At 49.8% G+C, this 15791-nt stretch carries 12 protein-coding genes; 11 read left to right on the forward strand and 1 reads right to left on the reverse strand.

What is annotated here, in order from left to right; all coding sequences use genetic code 11:
- The first annotated feature begins 82 nt into the window (after positions 1-82).
- The 4 genes from DWY89_RS07140 to DWY89_RS07155 all read left to right on the forward strand — a co-directional run bounded on the left by DWY89_RS07140 (position 83) and on the right by DWY89_RS07155 (position 4507).
- Positions 83-1450, forward strand: coding sequence for an MATE family efflux transporter (locus tag DWY89_RS07140; protein ID WP_118523913.1), 1368 nt, complete (start codon positions 83-85; stop codon positions 1448-1450).
- A gap of 14 nt (positions 1451-1464) precedes the next feature.
- The gene (locus DWY89_RS07145; protein ID WP_333491432.1) at positions 1465-2058 is read left to right on the forward strand and encodes a cytidylate kinase-like family protein; all 594 of its coding nucleotides are present in this window, start codon (positions 1465-1467) and stop codon (positions 2056-2058) included.
- Positions 2059-2465: 407 nt separating this feature from the next.
- On the forward strand, positions 2466-3299 hold the full coding sequence (locus DWY89_RS07150) for an RNA methyltransferase (protein WP_118524525.1): 834 nt from the start codon (positions 2466-2468) through the stop codon (positions 3297-3299).
- Positions 3300-3406: 107 nt separating this feature from the next.
- Positions 3407-4507 carry a zinc ribbon domain-containing protein gene (locus DWY89_RS07155; RefSeq protein ID WP_118524526.1) on the forward strand — a complete coding sequence of 367 codons (1101 nt, stop codon included), beginning with the start codon at positions 3407-3409 and terminating at the stop codon, positions 4505-4507.
- Positions 4508-4509: 2 nt separating this feature from the next.
- Here DWY89_RS07155 and DWY89_RS07160 read toward each other — a convergent pair whose 3' ends face one another.
- On the reverse strand, positions 4510-5262 hold the full coding sequence (locus tag DWY89_RS07160) for a polysaccharide deacetylase family protein (RefSeq protein ID WP_243022794.1): 753 nt from the start codon (positions 5260-5262) through the stop codon (positions 4510-4512).
- A gap of 437 nt (positions 5263-5699) precedes the next feature.
- Here DWY89_RS07160 and DWY89_RS07165 point away from each other — a divergent pair, with 437 nt between their 5' ends.
- From DWY89_RS07165 to hemZ, 7 genes are all read left to right on the forward strand, one after another.
- Entirely contained in the window at positions 5700-6986 is a 1287-nt protein-coding gene (locus DWY89_RS07165) for an aminotransferase class I/II-fold pyridoxal phosphate-dependent enzyme (RefSeq protein WP_022358449.1), read from the forward strand.
- Between the two features lie 81 nt (positions 6987-7067).
- Complete coding sequence (locus DWY89_RS07170; protein ID WP_118468332.1) at positions 7068-7505, forward strand: GtrA family protein; 438 nt, start codon at positions 7068-7070, stop codon at positions 7503-7505.
- Positions 7506-7601: 96 nt separating this feature from the next.
- A complete protein-coding gene (locus DWY89_RS07175) occupies positions 7602-10448 on the forward strand; it encodes a YfhO family protein (protein ID WP_118524527.1) in 2847 nt (948 codons plus the stop codon).
- 32 nt (positions 10449-10480) lie between these two features.
- Positions 10481-11005, forward strand: a complete 525-nt coding sequence (locus DWY89_RS07180; protein WP_022359322.1) for an adenine phosphoribosyltransferase — start codon at positions 10481-10483, stop codon at positions 11003-11005.
- A gap of 277 nt (positions 11006-11282) precedes the next feature.
- On the forward strand, positions 11283-13568 hold the full coding sequence (locus tag DWY89_RS07185; RefSeq protein WP_022359323.1) for a bifunctional (p)ppGpp synthetase/guanosine-3',5'-bis(diphosphate) 3'-pyrophosphohydrolase: 2286 nt from the start codon (positions 11283-11285) through the stop codon (positions 13566-13568).
- 68 nt (positions 13569-13636) lie between these two features.
- Positions 13637-14281, forward strand: coding sequence for an MBL fold metallo-hydrolase (locus DWY89_RS07190; RefSeq protein ID WP_118524528.1), 645 nt, complete (start codon positions 13637-13639; stop codon positions 14279-14281).
- Complete coding sequence (gene hemZ / locus DWY89_RS07195; RefSeq protein WP_118524529.1) at positions 14278-15729, forward strand: coproporphyrinogen dehydrogenase HemZ; 1452 nt, start codon at positions 14278-14280, stop codon at positions 15727-15729. Before DWY89_RS07190 ends, hemZ begins: the two co-directional genes overlap by 4 nt.
- The last annotated feature ends 62 nt before the right edge of the window (positions 15730-15791 follow it).

Raw genomic sequence — 15791 nt, forward strand, 5'->3', positions numbered from 1 at the left:
AGTGTGTTGCCTATCAGCGTAAGTCCAGCTTATGAGATAGGTGCACACTTTTTTATGTGGAAAAAAGGAGGATTTATTTAAAATGGCAGAAAGCAACAAGATGAAGGATATGCCGGTAAATCAGCTCATGATCCAGATGGGCATACCGATGATTTTATCGATGGCATTGCAGGCAGTCTACAATATTGTGGACAGTGCCTTTGTGGGAAATATGAGGGTAGGAAGCGAAGCCGCCCTGAATGCGCTGACACTGGTGTTCCCGATCCAGATGCTGATGGTGGCAGTGGGAATCGGAACCGGCGTGGGAACGAATGCGCTTCTTGCGAGGATGCTGGGACAGGGAAATAATAAAAAAGCTGCAAAGGCAGCCGGAAACAGCCTGTTTCTGGGTGTGATTATTTATGTGGTATGTCTGTTATTCGGACTCTTTGGAGTAAACGCATATATCACGTCGCAGACGGTCGATCCGGAGGTTATTTCGATGGGAACGGAGTACCTTCGGATCTGCTGCGTGATTTCGTTTGGAATCGTATTTTTCTCTTTATTTGAAAAATTATTGCAGGCAACAGGGCGTTCGTTTTATTCGACTATTGGTCAGGTTGTGGGAGCAGTGGTAAATATCATTCTGGACCCGATTATGATCTATGGAATTGGACCTGTCCCGGAGATGGGAGTTGCGGGCGCTGCCTATGCAACGGTGATCGGGCAGGTCATATCGGCGGTTTTATTATTTGTTTTTCATATGAAGTTAAACAAAGAGTTTGAGCATGATTTCACATATATGAAGCCGGATGTCGGAATTATAAGGGAAATCTACGCGATCGGACTTCCGGCGATCATCGCGCAGGCGCTCATGTCTATTATGGTGTATGTGATGAACCTGATTTTGAAATTCAATCCTTCCGCCCAGACGGCGTATGGACTCTTCTACAAAGTACAGCAGTTTGTATTGTTCCTTGCGTTTGGTCTGCGCGACGCCATCACACCGATCATCGCATTTGCATACGGAATGCATAGCAGAAGGCGGATTCTGGATGGAATCAAATATGGACTGTTCTATACGGTTGTTCTGATGATTGTGGGCATGGCAATCACAGAGGTTTTCCCAGGGGTGTTTGCCGGATTATTTAATTCCGGATCGTCCAGAGAATACTTTATCGGGGCAATGAGAATCATTTCCATCAGCTTTATTTTTGCCGGAATCAATGTGGCATATCAGGGCATTTATCAGGCGCTTAACAGTGGCATCCAGTCGCTGGTGATTTCACTGCTCAGACAGTTTGTGATTATTCTGCCGTTGGCAGGCATCTTTTCAATCTTTGTGAGAAACGGTCAGGCAGGTGTTTCGCTTATCTGGTGGGCGTTTCCGATCACAGAGCTCGCCGCCTGCCTGGTGGGATATGGTTTTTTGAAGAAAATCAGAACGAATAAAGTGGAACATTTGGAGTAAGGAGAGAGGATAGGATGATGGGAAAAAGAATTATTACGATCAGCCGGGAGTTTGGAAGCGGCGGACGTTTTATCGGTATGGAAGTGGCGCAGAAACTGGGTGTGAAATACTACGATAAGGAGATGATCGGACAGATTGCGGAGCAGTCCGGATTTTCACCGAAGTATATCCAGGAGAATGCGGAATTGTCACCCAAGAAGGGGTTATTTGCCTATGCGTTTTCAGGGCGCGACCAGATGGGACGATCTGTCGAAGACATGATCTATGAAGCGCAGAGAAAGATCATTTTGGATATTGCGGAAAGAGAAGAGTGTGTGATAATAGGTAGAAATGCGGACTTTATTCTGAAAGATCGGGATGACGTTCTGAACGTATTTATACACGGAAATATGCCGGAGAAGGTAAAGCGGATCTGCGGCTTATACAATGTTACGGAACAGGAAGCGATCAAAATGACAGAAGACATTGATAAGCGCCGTATGAGCAATTATCGCTTTTACACGGATCAGAAGTGGGGGATGGCAAGTAATTATACACTGTCGCTGAACAGTTCAGTGCTGGGGTATGAGATGTGTGAGAGGATTATTATGGAGTGTGGGGGACGGTAGGAGATGGCTGACGATAGTCTTTTGCTCTTATAAGTAACAGAAAAACCAGAACTGTGTAGCTGATTTAGTCGACAGTTCTGGTTTTTTGTTTTGGAAGTCCCACATAGATGTGTCAGAACCCATTTTTTATTTCTGAACTTTGTGTGAAATCTTTGCCCAGATGATTGACATAAAGCGGGGGTTCAGCGTTATGATAGGCGGTATGAAAAACAGGGATGAAAAAGTCAAATCTTTTGCCGAAGATAGATTTACACGGAAATAAGAACGGAATCGGAAAGAGGATGATAGAATGCGGCAGAATAGAGAAATGATTTCATGTCAGCGTCCATAATCGGCACTTCCTTTTTGTAAGAAATGTGGTATACTCGATAGAACATGAAAACCATATTAAAAAGGTGAAAAGCAGAATGAATCATATTTCAATTACAACCCTGGAAGCGCCGGAGCTGGATATCTACGCCCGGCTGAGCGAGGGGCAGTTATTTCATTATAATGAACCAAAGGAAGGTCTTTTCATTGCGGAAAGCCCGAAGGTCATCGGGCGGGCGCTCGACGCGGGATATGAGCCGGTTTCTTTTCTGATGGAAGAACGCCATATCGAGACAGAAGGGCGGGAGATTCTGGAACGCCCGGTGTGTGCGGGAGTGCCTGTGTTTACGGCACCATTTGATGTGCTGACGCGCCTGACCGGCTTTAAACTGACGCGCGGGATGCTGTGTGCGGTGAAACGGAAGAAAATGCCGGGGATCGAGGAAATCTGTGCAGGTGCCAGACGGATCGCGATTCTTGAGAATGTAGAAAATCCTACGAATGTGGGGGCGATTTTCCGGTCAGCGGCGGCGCTCTTTATGGATGCGGTGCTTCTGACACCGGGATGCAGTGACCCGCTGTACCGCCGCGCAAGCCGTGTCAGTATGGGAACAGTGTTTCAGGTGCCGTGGACGTACATTCCGAAGGGCGACTGGGCGGAGAACAGTATGGAAACGCTTAAGAAGCTGGGATTTCGCACGGCGGCGATGGCGCTCAGTGACCGTTCCGTGAGTATCGCGGATCCGGCGCTTTCGCAGGAAGAAAAATTAGCGATCATTCTCGGAACCGAGGGTGACGGGTTGGCGGCATCGACGATCGCGGCGTGCGATTACACCGTGAAAATCCCGATGTCACACGGCGTGGATTCGCTCAACGTGGCAGCAGCGAGTGCAGTGGCATTCTGGCAGCTGGGTATGGGAAACAGGAAATAAAGTTCTGGCTGTGTAAAAAAAATGTACATTGGTTAAATGCGTTTCAAATGCCAGAAATGAGTGCGGAAATGGATGGAAAGAATCGTTTGGAGGAAGGAGAAAATAGAATGAAGTGTCCAAAATGCGGACAGGAAGCAGTTGGAAATTTTTGCAGTAACTGCGGAACTCCGCTTGTAAATGATACAGTACGCCGAGAACAGGAAAAGGTGGGAAGAAAGCCGGAAAATAGCTATGACGACGGTGATTCAGAACAGCGGAATCCAGCTCGGATGGAATCGGATGAGAAAAAGGCGGAATCCGGCTCTGGATCGAAACGAAACAGTCAGGAAAAGCGGAGCAGCCAGAGTCAGGACGCACAGAAGCGTGAGGAAGAGCGCCGCGACAATGAACGCTGCCAATCCCAGGCACAGGAGGATGCCCGCCGTGACCGTGAAGCGGCATCGCGCAGACGACAGGACGCGAGACGTTCTTCTTCCAGCGCGAAAGAGGATAAGCGGGATGCAAAACAGCAGAAGCAGATGGAAAAACGCCTTCATGCTCTGGAGTCGGAGCGGGAGCGCTCAGAGCGTCAGAAAAACCGGATGGAGCGCAGCCATCAGCGGGAACTGGAACGCCAGTCCCGGGAGGCAGAGCGCACCAGACGGGCGGCGGAGCGCAGTGAGGCGCATACGCAGAGTGACTCAAATGACGGTCCGTCCGTGCTGGATGTGACGGCAGCCGGAGTAACCGGCGTGGTTGTGCTGATGGCGCGCGTGATGCAGGCAGCCAGCTTTCTTCTGATGGCGGGAATCACCTGGGCGAATGCGAAGGCATTTCGGTATGGCGGCGACGATCTGGGCTATATCGGAACTATGATTACCGAGGAAAATTATGGTCTGGGGCTCTATGTAGGGATTGGCGTATTTCTGGTACTGATGGGCGCGATCTGGTGCCTGTGGATTCTGTCAGGCAAGCACGCGGGTGGTAAAGTACGGCTGCAAAAATACGATACGGGGCGCGGATTTATCCCGTTTATAATCATCCTTGTTCTGGTATTAGTAGCCGGTCCGGCAGCGTACCTGATGCCGAAGAATGCGGGCAGCTTACAGCCGATTGTGGACGGCGGCTATGCGGCGCTGGAGGCGATCAATGCGAACCACGGATTTCTGCTGTTCTGCAGCATCGGAGGCGCGATCCTTTCGTTTATCCGGAAAATGCTGCTGGTATAATTTTATAATTCATCTAATTGCCCGAACTGATACCCCATTTCCTCCCATTTTGCCAGAAGTTCATCGAGAATCTGAGCGTTGGTCTGCGAAGTGCTGTGCAGAAGGACGATCGCGCCGGGGTGGATGCGCGTCAGAAGCTTGGAAAATGCTTCTTCTTTGGATGGCTGCTGATCCTGCATCCAGTCCACATAGGCGAGACTCCAGAAAAAGGTCTTGTAGCCGAGCTCCTTTGCCATCTGCAGGTTCGATTCACTGTATTTGCCCTGCGGCGGACGGTAATATTTTTTCATTGTCTGCCCGGTGACGGACTGGTAGAGTGTTTCCAGGGCAGTCAGCTCCTTTTCAAATGCTGCTTTGTCGGAAATGCGGGACATATCGGGATGGTGATACGTGTGGTTGGCGACGGTGTGACCCTCTGCGATCATCTGTTTTACCAGTTCAGGACTGGTTTCGAGATAGTTGCCGACGACGAAAAAGGTTGCCGGGACATGGTGTTTTTTCAGTGCTTCCAGAATGGCAGGTGTGCAGCCGTTTTCATATCCGGCGTCGAAGGTCAGATAGATGACGGGCTTGGAGGTATCGCCTACATAGAAAGCGTCAAAGTTTTTTAAAGTGTCGGCGGAGGCATTGCCGACCGGTGTCTGCCCTGGACTGGGAAATCCAAGTCCCCAGTTTCCATCTGCGGAAACCGGAATCGAGCCGGAATCAAAGGCAGGCGGGAGCGAGCCACAGGCGATAACAGGCGCTGAAACCATGTGCCCGGATGGACGGCGCAGGAAATGCGCGGCAGTCTGCCCGACGAAGAAAGAGATGGCAAACAGGGCGGGAACCAGCAGAGGGGAAATGATGCGCCGGAAACGTGATGGAACAAAATGCATGGGAAAATGAATGAACATGATGTGACCTGAAAGATATATTTTCATAAGTATATGAAAGAAGGGGGAACATCATGTTTTTATTATAATTTGGTGTCCGTGAAATGCACCGAATCGGAAAAACCAAGCAGTACCATATAACAAATTTTATGTGCTGACATAACAAATTAATGCTTGTCATGCCCTTTGTACCTATGTTATTATTATAACGATGCTTAGATGAGATGATCCGAACCCTTGAACAAGGGGAGCTGGATGAAAAGCAGATTATGAAATTATGATGAAATAAATAAGAGAAACAAGGAGGATGTTGAAGGATGAAGCCTTATAGCGAGATGACGAAAGAAGAACTTCTGGAGCTTAAGCGTGATCTGAGCGATCAGTACCGGGAGTTTCAGGGCAAGAATCTGACGCTGGATATGTCACGCGGTAAGCCAAGTGCAGAGCAGCTTGATTTATCGATGGGAATGATGGACGTACTGAGCAGCGACAGTGATCTGACCTGCGAAGATGGGACAGACTGCCGCAATTACGGCGGTCTGGACGGTATCAGCGAGGCGAAGGAGCTGTTAGCGGATATGATCGAGGTTCCGGCTGACAATATCATTATCTATGGAAACTCCAGCCTGAACGTAATGTACGACACCATCTCCCGTTCTATGACTCATGGCGTTATGGGAAATACCCCGTGGTGCAAGCTTGACAAGGTTAAATTCCTGTGCCCGGTACCGGGATATGACAGACATTTCTCCATTACTGAATATTTTGGTATCGAGATGATCAACATTCCGATGACCGCAGATGGTCCGGATATGGATCTGGTGGAGAAGTATGTGACCACCGACCCGACCGTAAAGGGAATCTGGTGTGTTCCAAAATACTCCAACCCGACCGGTAATTCCTATTCCGATCAGACTGTCCGCCGTCTGGCACGCATGCATCCGGCAGCTCCGGACTTCCGTATTTACTGGGACAATGCTTATGGCATCCACCATTTATACGATGATGAGCAGGATCATGTGCTGGAGATTCTGGCAGAATGTAAGAAAGCCGGCAACCCGGATATGGTTTACAAATTCTCTTCAACCTCCAAGATTACGTTCCCGGGTTCCGGCATTGCGGCAATCGCAACCTCCCACAATAACCTGGATGATATCAAGAAACAGTTAAAGATTCAGACTATCGGTCATGATAAAGTGAATCAGCTCCGCCACGTGCGTTTCTTCAAGGATATCCACGGCATGGTAGAGCACATGAGAAAGCATGCCAACATCCTGCGCCCGAAATTCGAGGCAGTTGAGAACATTCTCGACCGCGAGCTGGGCGGACTGGAGATCGGTACCTGGACAAAACCGCACGGCGGCTACTTCATTTCCTTTGATTCACTGAACGGCTGTGCGAAGGAGATCGTTGCGAAGTGCAAGAAAGCAGGTGTTGTCATGACCGGAGCCGGTGCAACTTATCCATATGGCAAGGATCCGGAGGATCGCAACATCCGTATTGCTCCATCTTATCCGCCGCTGCAGGATCTGATCACTGCAACCGAGCTGTTTGCACTCTGCGTCAAGCTGGTCAGTGTCAACAAGCTGTTAGAGGAAATGTAATATTAAACCAAGAAGTACAGGAATTGTATGGGTATGTCGAAGGACCGCTGCCCATACAATTCTTTTTTCGGAGAAAAAGTGATGATAAAGGAAAAGTTATCCCTGATCTGGGGAAAGTTTGTAAACAGGGAGACGATATCGTATCTGATATTCGGCGTTCTGACGACGCTGGTGGACTGGATTTCCTATGCGGTTTTCCGCCACAACGGCATGAACTACCGTATGGCGACGATCTGCTGTCAGGCGGCGGCGATCCTGTTTGCATATGTGACAAACAAGATCTGGGTATTCCGAAGCTACAATTTCCACCCTGTATATCTTCTTAAGGAAATGGCTTCGTTTTTCTCCTGCCGTATTCTCACATCGGTGTTCACGTATGTGGCGATGATCGTGATGGTAGACGGCATGGGAATCAAACAGGATATGATCTGTAAGATTGTGGTATCAGCGATCTCGCTGGTGTTGAATTATATTTGCAGTAAATTATTTATTTTCAAAAAGAAAGAATCCTCGAAATAGGGCTGTGTGGGGAAATGACAGCGGAAATGGATGCTGAAGACAGACCGGAAAGAGTAGAGAAAACGCCGCCTGAACAGGATTCTGGATGGAGGGAAGATGGAGCAAAGAGAACGAGACGAAAGTTCCAGTAAACTGGAAGAAGCACTCAGGGAGCTTACGGGAGCGGAAACAACGGGGAAAATAGAGGAGTATGAGAACGAGCGGGAAGGTGCGGACGTGGATTCGGAGACCGCCTGTACAGATATGAGACGCGCTGAACGAATGCCGGCCTGGAGACAGGAAGAAGATGCCAGAAAATCTAAACTTTCAGAGTCCAGAGCAGATGTCGTTAATGAGTTGAATGACGATGACTGGGAGCAGGAAGAATTAGATGAGTGGGATGAATCAGAGAAATCACCCCGCGGAATGGGCCGCCTGGCTGCGGTTTTCCGTCCGTCGGATGATCTCCTGGCGGCATTTTTCCTGCCGGTGGTGATTTTGATCCTGATTTTTGCATACCGCGGTATTTTCCCCTTTGGGCAGGAAAGCTTCCTGCGGACGGATATGTACCACCAGTATGCGCCGTTTTTCTCGGAATTCCGGCATAAGCTTTTAAGTGGCGAGAGCCTGCTTTACAGCTGGGATGTTGGCATGGGCGTAAACTTTGCCGCGCTCTATGCGTACTATCTGGCGAGCCCGTTTAACTGGCTGCTGCTGTTATGCCCGTCGTCCCTGATTATCGAATTTATGACCTACATGATCGTGTTCAAGAGCGGTCTGGCGGGTCTTTCGATGGCGTGGTACCTGAAAAAGCACACGGGTTCACAGAAGTTTGGAGCGTGCTATTTCGGCGTATTCTATGCGCTGTCCGGCTATATGGCGGCGTATAGCTGGAATATCATGTGGCTGGACTGCATCGTGCTGCTGCCGCTGATCCTGCACGGCCTGGAGCGGCTGGTGCGCGAAAAAAAAGGGCTTTTTTACTGTCTGATGCTGGGACTTTCAATCCTGTCCAACTACTATATATCAATTATGATATGCCTCTTCATGGTGATTTACTATGTGGCGCTCCTGTTTCTGGAGAAACGGCCGGGATGGAAAGATTGTCTGCACAGCTTTTTCCTGTTTGGTGTGTATTCGCTTCTGGCGGGTGCGCTGGCGGCTGCGGTGCTTCTTCCGGAGATTGCGGCGCTGCAGAGTACGGCGTCTGGCGATTTTAATTTTCCGACCACACTGGAAATCTACTTCCCGATCTTTGACATGATCGCGCGGCACATCGGAAATGTACAGGTGGAGACGGGACTCGACCATTGGCCGAACCTCTACTGCGGCGTGGCAGTCTACATTTTCATGGGGTTGTATTTTCTGAACCGCCGGATTGCGATCCGGGAAAAGGTTGTGTACGGTGTGCTGCTGCTCTTTTTCTATGCCAGCTTTTCGTTCAACGTGCTGAATTTTATCTGGCATGGCTTCCATTACCCGAACAGCCTGCCGTGCCGCCAGTCGTTTATCTATATCGCGCTGGTGCTGACGATGTGTTTCCGGGCGTATCTATATCTGGATGAAATATCCAAACGGCAGTTTGCCGGGGTGACATCCGCCGCGATTGGCTACGTGATTCTGGCAGAAAAGCTGGTGACGGACGATGCGTTTGAGCCAGTTGTCTGGTATGTGGCAGTGGTGCTTCTGCTGTTGTATCTGGGCGTCTTTTATTTCTATCAAAATAAAGAACATTTCGCGTTCACGGCGGCGCTTCTGGCGATGGCGCTGGTAAGTGTGGAGGCGCTTGCCAATATGGCGGCAACGAGTATTCCGACGACGAGCCGGACTGATTATGTGGCAGACAATCAGGATGTTGCAGCGGTGACAGAGCCGCTCAAAAAGACGGAATTTTACCGGATTGATAAAACGAATGCGCGCACGAAAAATGATGGCGCGTGGATGCATTTTCCATCCGTATCTCTGTTTTCATCGGTGGCAAATGCCGGGGTGACGGATTTCTTCAAACAGATGGGCTGCGAAGGTTCGACGAACGCATACAGCATCGTGGGAAGTACGCCGCTGGTGGATTCGTTATTTTCAATCAAATATGCACTCTATGAGGGCAAGCAGGACAATCCGCGCCTGTCGCTCTATGCATTTTCAGGTGACACGTACCTCTATGAGAATCCGTGGACGCTGCCGCTCGGCTTTATCCTGCCGGACATAGTGGAAACGGGCTGGAAGCGCGATCTTTCTTCGCCGGCGGATGTCCAGAACGATTTATCGGATGTGCTGGGCGTGCCGGAGTGCTTGATTTTCACGGACGGGGAGGAGCAGGGGAATCGTTTTTCCTTTACAGCACCGGAAGATGGGGAGTATTATATAAGTGTCGCAAACCGTCAGATTGATTCGGTTAAACTGGATGTCGGCGGAGAGAGCCGCAGCATTGATACGTTGAAACGCGGGTATCTGGTGGAAACTGGATATGTGAAGGCAGGCACATTGATTCTGCTGGAGAGCAATGACAGTGTCGGAAGCATGGACGCGAGCGCGTACCGCTTTGACGAAGCCGGGCTGCGTGCGCTCTATGAGCGCCTCAACCAGCATCCATTTGAACTGGAAACATTGGGTGAGGAGGCGATGAAGGGCACGATCGACGCGGGCGAGGGCGGAACGCTGTTCCTCACGATCCCGTATGACGAGGGCTGGACGGTCACGGTGGATGGAAAAGAAGCTATCACGCGTCCGGTCTGGAAGGCATTTACCGGCGTGGAACTGACGGCGGGAACCCATACGGTGGAACTCAGGTATTATCCGCAGGGACTGCATGAGGGACTGCTGATCAGCGGAGGTGCGCTGTTTGTGCTGGCGGTGATTGTGGCTTCTATGTATATAAGGAAGAAGAAGCAGGGGAAAACTTCTGCAAAAATGAGAAGAACGGTGGAAAAAGAGCCGGATGGCGATTTAAAACTGAGAAATTGAGATACAAAATTTATAGAAAAGAGGTTAAAATCATGAAAAAGCTGGAAGAATATGTAAGAAGCATTCCGGACTTCCCGGAGCCGGGTATCATTTTCCGCGATATTACTACGATTTTACAGGATGCAGACGGACTGCAGCTTGCGATCGACGGAATCCAGAAATCCTTAGAGGGTGTGGATTATGATATCGTGGTTGGTCCGGAGTCCCGCGGGTTTATTTTCGGCGTGCCGGTTGCATATGCGATGCACAAGGGATTCGTGCCGATCCGCAAGAAAGGCAAACTGCCGTGCAAGACGGTATCTGTAAGCTACGATCTGGAGTATGGCAGCGCGGTTCTGGAGATGCATGAGGATGCCATTAAACCGGGACAGAAGGTAGTTATCGTTGACGACCTGATCGCAACCGGCGGAACGACCGAGGCGATTGTCAAGCTCATCGAGAAGATGGGCGGCGAGGTTGTAAAAATCTGCTGCGTGATGGAGCTGGCAGGCTTAAAGGGACGCGAAAAACTGAACGGATATGCGGTGGATGCCCTAATTACCTATGAGGGGAAATAGATAACGGTTCACGGGTAGGCACTTTTGGAACCGAAAGTGCCGTAAGAAAACGTGGCGACAGCAGGAATTTGCCGTATTTAAATGCGAAGCCACGGCAAATTCCGTTACTGGGCACGTATGCGTGAACAGTAACAAAATAGTTTGCCGTTGCATTTTTTGTCAAATATTCGTATAATAGGGGTATTCTATATAATATTTTATTTCATTTGCGTGAACCGCTTTCCGGATTCCGAACGGCAGGCGTTTCAGTTATCTACGGAAGGGTCAGGAGGCATATATGGGAAATTTGGATAAAATAAAAAAGCTGGATCAGGAAATTGAAGCGCCGGCGGATTTTACGAGTCCGGAGGTACTGTATAATGAGTTGATTGCCGCCATTCGCAAGTACCATCCGTCGGATGACATCAGCATGATTGAGAAAGCGTACCAGATCGCGTATGACGCACACAAGGACCAGAGGCGTAAATCAGGTGAACCGTATATCATTCATCCGCTCTGTGTGGCGATCATTCTGGCGGATCTGGAGCTGGATAAAGAGACTCTGGTGGCAGGTATCCTGCACGATGTCGTGGAAGATACGGTCATGACAGAGGAGGAGATCACGGCGATCTTTGGCGAGGAGGTAGCACTTTTAGTAGACGGCGTTACCAAGCTGACCCAGATCTCGTGGACGATCGATAAAGTAGAGATTCAGGCGGAAAACCTGCGTAAGATGTTCTTAGCGATGGCGAAGGACATCCGGGTTATCCTGATTAAGCTGGCAGACCGTCTGCACAATATGCGGACGCTTCAATATATGAAGCCGGAAAAACAGAAGGAAAAGGCGCGTGAAACGATGGATATCTACGCGCCTATTGCTGATCGTCTCGGTATTTCCAAGATCAAGACCGAGCTGGATGATTTGTCTCTCAAATATCTCCAGCCGGAGGTTTACAAAGAATTGTCCGAAAAACTGGCACTCCGTAAGGACACCAGGGAGGCGTTTATCCATAAGATTATGGATGAAGTCAAGAAACATATGGACGATGCGGGCATCGAAGCCAAGGTAGACGGCCGTGTGAAACATTTCTTCAGCATCTATAAAAAGATGGTAAACCAGGACAAGACGCTGGATCAGATCTATGATATTTTTGCGGTCCGGATTATCGTGGAGAGCGTGAAAGACTGTTATGCGGCGCTCGGTGTCATCCATGAGATGTACAAACCGATTCCGGGACGTTTTAAAGATTATATTGCCATGCCGAAACCGAATATGTACCAGTCGCTGCATACGACTCTGATTGGCAGCAGCGGACAGCCGTTTGAGATTCAGATCCGCACCTATGAGATGCACCGTACCGCTGAGTATGGTATCGCGGCACACTGGAAATATAAGGAGAGCGGCAGCAGCAAGGCGGCGATCGACAGCGCCGAGGCAAAGCTTTCCTGGCTGCGTGAGATCCTGGAATGGCAGCGGGATATGTCCGATAATAAAGAGTTCTTAAGTCTCTTAAAGAGTGATCTGGACCTCTTTACGGATGATGTATACTGCTTTACCCCGACGGGCGATGTCAAGAACCTGCCGAGCGGTTCCACCCCGATCGATTTTGCGTATTCGATCCACAGTGCGGTTGGCAACAAAATGGTTGGTGCCCGTGTCAACGGAAAACTGGTCAACATCGATTATGTCATTAAAAATGGTGACCGTGTCGAGATTATTACCTCCCAGAATTCCAAGGGACCGAGCCGCGACTGGCTGAAACTGGTTAAGAGCACACAGGCGAAGAATAAGATCAACCAGTGGTTCAAGAGCGAGCTGAAAGAGGACAATATCCTGCGCGGCCGTGCGCTTCTGGATAAATATTGTAAGGCGAAGGACATCAATTATTCGGAGTTAAACAAACCGGAATATATGGAAAAAGTCATGAAGCGCTATGCGTACCGTGACTGGGATTCCGTTCTGGCATCGATCGGACATGGCGCCCTCAAAGAGGGACAGGTCATCAACAAGATGCTGGATGAGCGCAACAAGAAGTTAAAGAAGGAAGTAACTGACACGACGATCCTCGATAACATGGCGTCGGATGGAAACAAGGTTCCGGTGATCGCAGCCGGGAAGTCGAAGAGCGGTATCGTTGTCAAGGGAATCCACGATCTGGCGGTTCGTTTTTCGAAGTGCTGCAGCCCGGTTCCGGGCGATGAGATCGTCGGATTTGTCACAAGGGGACGCGGTATCTCGATCCACCGGACGGACTGCATCAATGTGATGAATCTGCCGCAGGAAGAGCGTGAGCGCCTGATTGAAGCCGAGTGGCAGCAGCCGGAAGCACAGACGGGCACGGAGAAATACTCCACCGAAATCAAGATCTATGCGAACAACCGCATCGGCATGTTTGTGGATATTTCCAAGGTATTTACCGAGCGCCAGATCGACATTACCTCGATGAATGTGCGTACAAGCAAGCAGGGCAAGGCGACGATCGTCATGACGTTCGATATTCACGGAATTGAGGAATTAAATAAATTATCTGATAAACTCAGACAGATTGAAGGAGTATTAGATATAGAGAGAACTGCCGGATAAGCGGTTCTCTCTATATTTCACAGGTACTTACACCCTGTGAAAGTTTCACATATTATTAGGAGGAAAAGATGGAGATAAAACGGCTGATCGTGGGAATGGTCCAGACGAACTGTTATATTGCGGTGCATTCGGAGACGAAGGAAGCTGTGATTGTTGATCCGGGCGATGAGGCGGCGCGGATCGAGGATGCACTGGCGCAGACCGGAGCGAAGGCAAAGGCGATTCTGCTGACTCATGGACATTTTGACCATGTGACGGCGATGGAAGAGCTGAGACGGGATCTGGGCGTGCCGGTCTATGCCTGTGAGCAGGAGCAGGCGGTCTTAGCGGATCCGGATAAGAACCTGTCCGTCCAGTTTCAGGGCGGCGGTCTGCATCTGAAAGCGGATATGCTTTTGAAGGATGGAGAGACGTTCGAGGCAGCGGGCTACACGTTCCAGATGCTTCATACACCGGGGCATACGGAAGGTTCTTGTTGTTATTATGTAAAATCAGAGAAGGTGCTGTTTTCGGGAGATACCTTATTTGAAGGTTCTTACGGACGCATCGATTTCCCGACTGGAAGCGGACGTCAGATGATTCATTCGGTGGCAGATATCCTTCTGAACCTGCCGGATGATACGAATGTATATCCGGGACATATGGGATATACGACGATCGCCGACGAAAAACAGTACAATCCGCTGGCGGGATACAGGGGGCGCGAAGCATGATAGCGATTTTGTTAAATGACGCGTCCTTTGAACAGGATATCCGTGAACTCCTGATGGCATTTTATCCGGGCGAGACATTTACGCACAAGGAAGAGGAAGCCGGGGAGGCGGATCTGATTGTGCGGGGAGTCCGGGACGGAAACTCGTTTTCACTGGATGTGACGCCGGTGAAGAAAGAAGCTGTTCACTTTGCTTTGATTTATCCGGATTTTTCCAACCGTTTTGAGACGAAAAATGAGATCAAACAGACGTTATACCGTCTTTTGAGTGCCCAGACCGGCAGAGAGCTTCCGTGGGGGACGCTTACCGGTATCCGTCCGACGAAGATTGCGCTCACGAAGCTGTATGATGGCTGGACGGACGAGCAGATCGAGACCTATATGTGCGAGACGTATTTCACCAGCAAGGAAAAGATCGATCTGAGCATCGACGTGGCAGAGCGCGAGAGACGCCTGCTGTCCACGATCGATTATGAGAATGGGTACAGCCTGTATGTGGGAATTCCGTTCTGTCCGACGACCTGCCTGTACTGTTCGTTTACGTCGTTTCCGATTGTGAAATGGGAAAAACGGATGGACCTCTACAAAGAGGCGCTTTTTAAGGAAATGGAATATGTGGCGGAGCAGATGAAGGATCGCCCGCTTTCGACCATCTATTTTGGAGGCGGCACACCGACCTCGTTAAATCCGCAGGATCTGGATGAGATCCTGACAAAGGTGGAAGAATTATTCCCGGTGGAACAGGCAGTTGAATTTACCGTTGAGTCGGGACGTCCGGACAGTATCACGCGCGAAAAGCTGCAGGTGCTCCGGAATCACGGCATTTCCCGTATTTCCATCAATCCGCAGACGATGAAGCAGGCGACGCTTGACCTCATCGGACGCCGTCATACGGTGGAGGATGTGAAGGAAAAATTCCTGCTGGCGCGGGAGCTGGGATTTGACAATATCAATATGGACCTGATCGTGGGCTTGCCGGAGGAGACGATCGACGATGTCCGCCAGACAATGGAGGAGATCAAGGCACTCAGACCGGACAGCGTGACGGTGCATTCGCTGGCGATCAAGCGCGCGGCGCGCCTGAATATCTATAAGGAGCGCTACGGAAATCTGAAGATTGTCAATACACAGGAGATGATTGACCTGACCGCGCAGTATGCCGAGGAGATGGGACTGAAACCGTACTATCTCTACCGCCAGAAAAATATGGCGGGCAATTTTGAAAATGTCGGTTATGCGGTTCCGGGCAAGGAATGTCTCTATAATATATTGATTATGGAAGAAAAACAGACGATCGCCGCCTGCGGTGCGGGAACGACCACCAAGGTTTATTTCCCGGCAGAAAACCGGATTGAGAGGGCGGAGAACGTCAAGGAAGTTGAGCAGTATATCGACCGGATCGATGAGATGATCGGGCGGAAAGAGAAGCTGCTTGGACGAAGAGAGTAAAAACGAAAAATTCACAGATACAGGGTGTCAGATGCAGAAAAACACTTTGTAACAGAGAAACA

The organism is Clostridium sp. AF27-5AA, from assembly GCF_003478415.1.
GTDB classification, from domain to species: domain Bacteria; phylum Bacillota; class Clostridia; order Lachnospirales; family Lachnospiraceae; genus Otoolea; species Otoolea fessa.

What these genes read in the sequence shown, in the direction of transcription:
- DWY89_RS07160 (WP_243022794.1), bottom strand. Translation starts at nt 5,262, where the DNA reads ATGGTTTCAGCGCCTGTTATCGCCTGTGGCTCGCTCCCGCCTGCCTTT.
- DWY89_RS07190 (WP_118524528.1), top strand. Translation starts at nt 13,637, where the DNA reads ATGGAGATAAAACGGCTGATCGTGGGAATGGTCCAGACGAACTGTTAT.
- DWY89_RS07180 (WP_022359322.1), top strand. Translation starts at nt 10,481, where the DNA reads ATGAAAAAGCTGGAAGAATATGTAAGAAGCATTCCGGACTTCCCGGAG.
- hemZ (WP_118524529.1), top strand. Translation starts at nt 14,278, where the DNA reads ATGATAGCGATTTTGTTAAATGACGCGTCCTTTGAACAGGATATCCGT.
- DWY89_RS07145 (WP_333491432.1), top strand. Translation starts at nt 1,465, where the DNA reads ATGATGGGAAAAAGAATTATTACGATCAGCCGGGAGTTTGGAAGCGGC.
- DWY89_RS07175 (WP_118524527.1), top strand. Translation starts at nt 7,602, where the DNA reads ATGGAGCAAAGAGAACGAGACGAAAGTTCCAGTAAACTGGAAGAAGCA.
- DWY89_RS07165 (WP_022358449.1), top strand. Translation starts at nt 5,700, where the DNA reads ATGAAGCCTTATAGCGAGATGACGAAAGAAGAACTTCTGGAGCTTAAG.
- DWY89_RS07155 (WP_118524526.1), top strand. Translation starts at nt 3,407, where the DNA reads ATGAAGTGTCCAAAATGCGGACAGGAAGCAGTTGGAAATTTTTGCAGT.
- DWY89_RS07170 (WP_118468332.1), top strand. Translation starts at nt 7,068, where the DNA reads ATGATAAAGGAAAAGTTATCCCTGATCTGGGGAAAGTTTGTAAACAGG.
- DWY89_RS07150 (WP_118524525.1), top strand. Translation starts at nt 2,466, where the DNA reads ATGAATCATATTTCAATTACAACCCTGGAAGCGCCGGAGCTGGATATC.
- DWY89_RS07185 (WP_022359323.1), top strand. Translation starts at nt 11,283, where the DNA reads ATGGGAAATTTGGATAAAATAAAAAAGCTGGATCAGGAAATTGAAGCG.
- DWY89_RS07140 (WP_118523913.1), top strand. Translation starts at nt 83, where the DNA reads ATGGCAGAAAGCAACAAGATGAAGGATATGCCGGTAAATCAGCTCATG.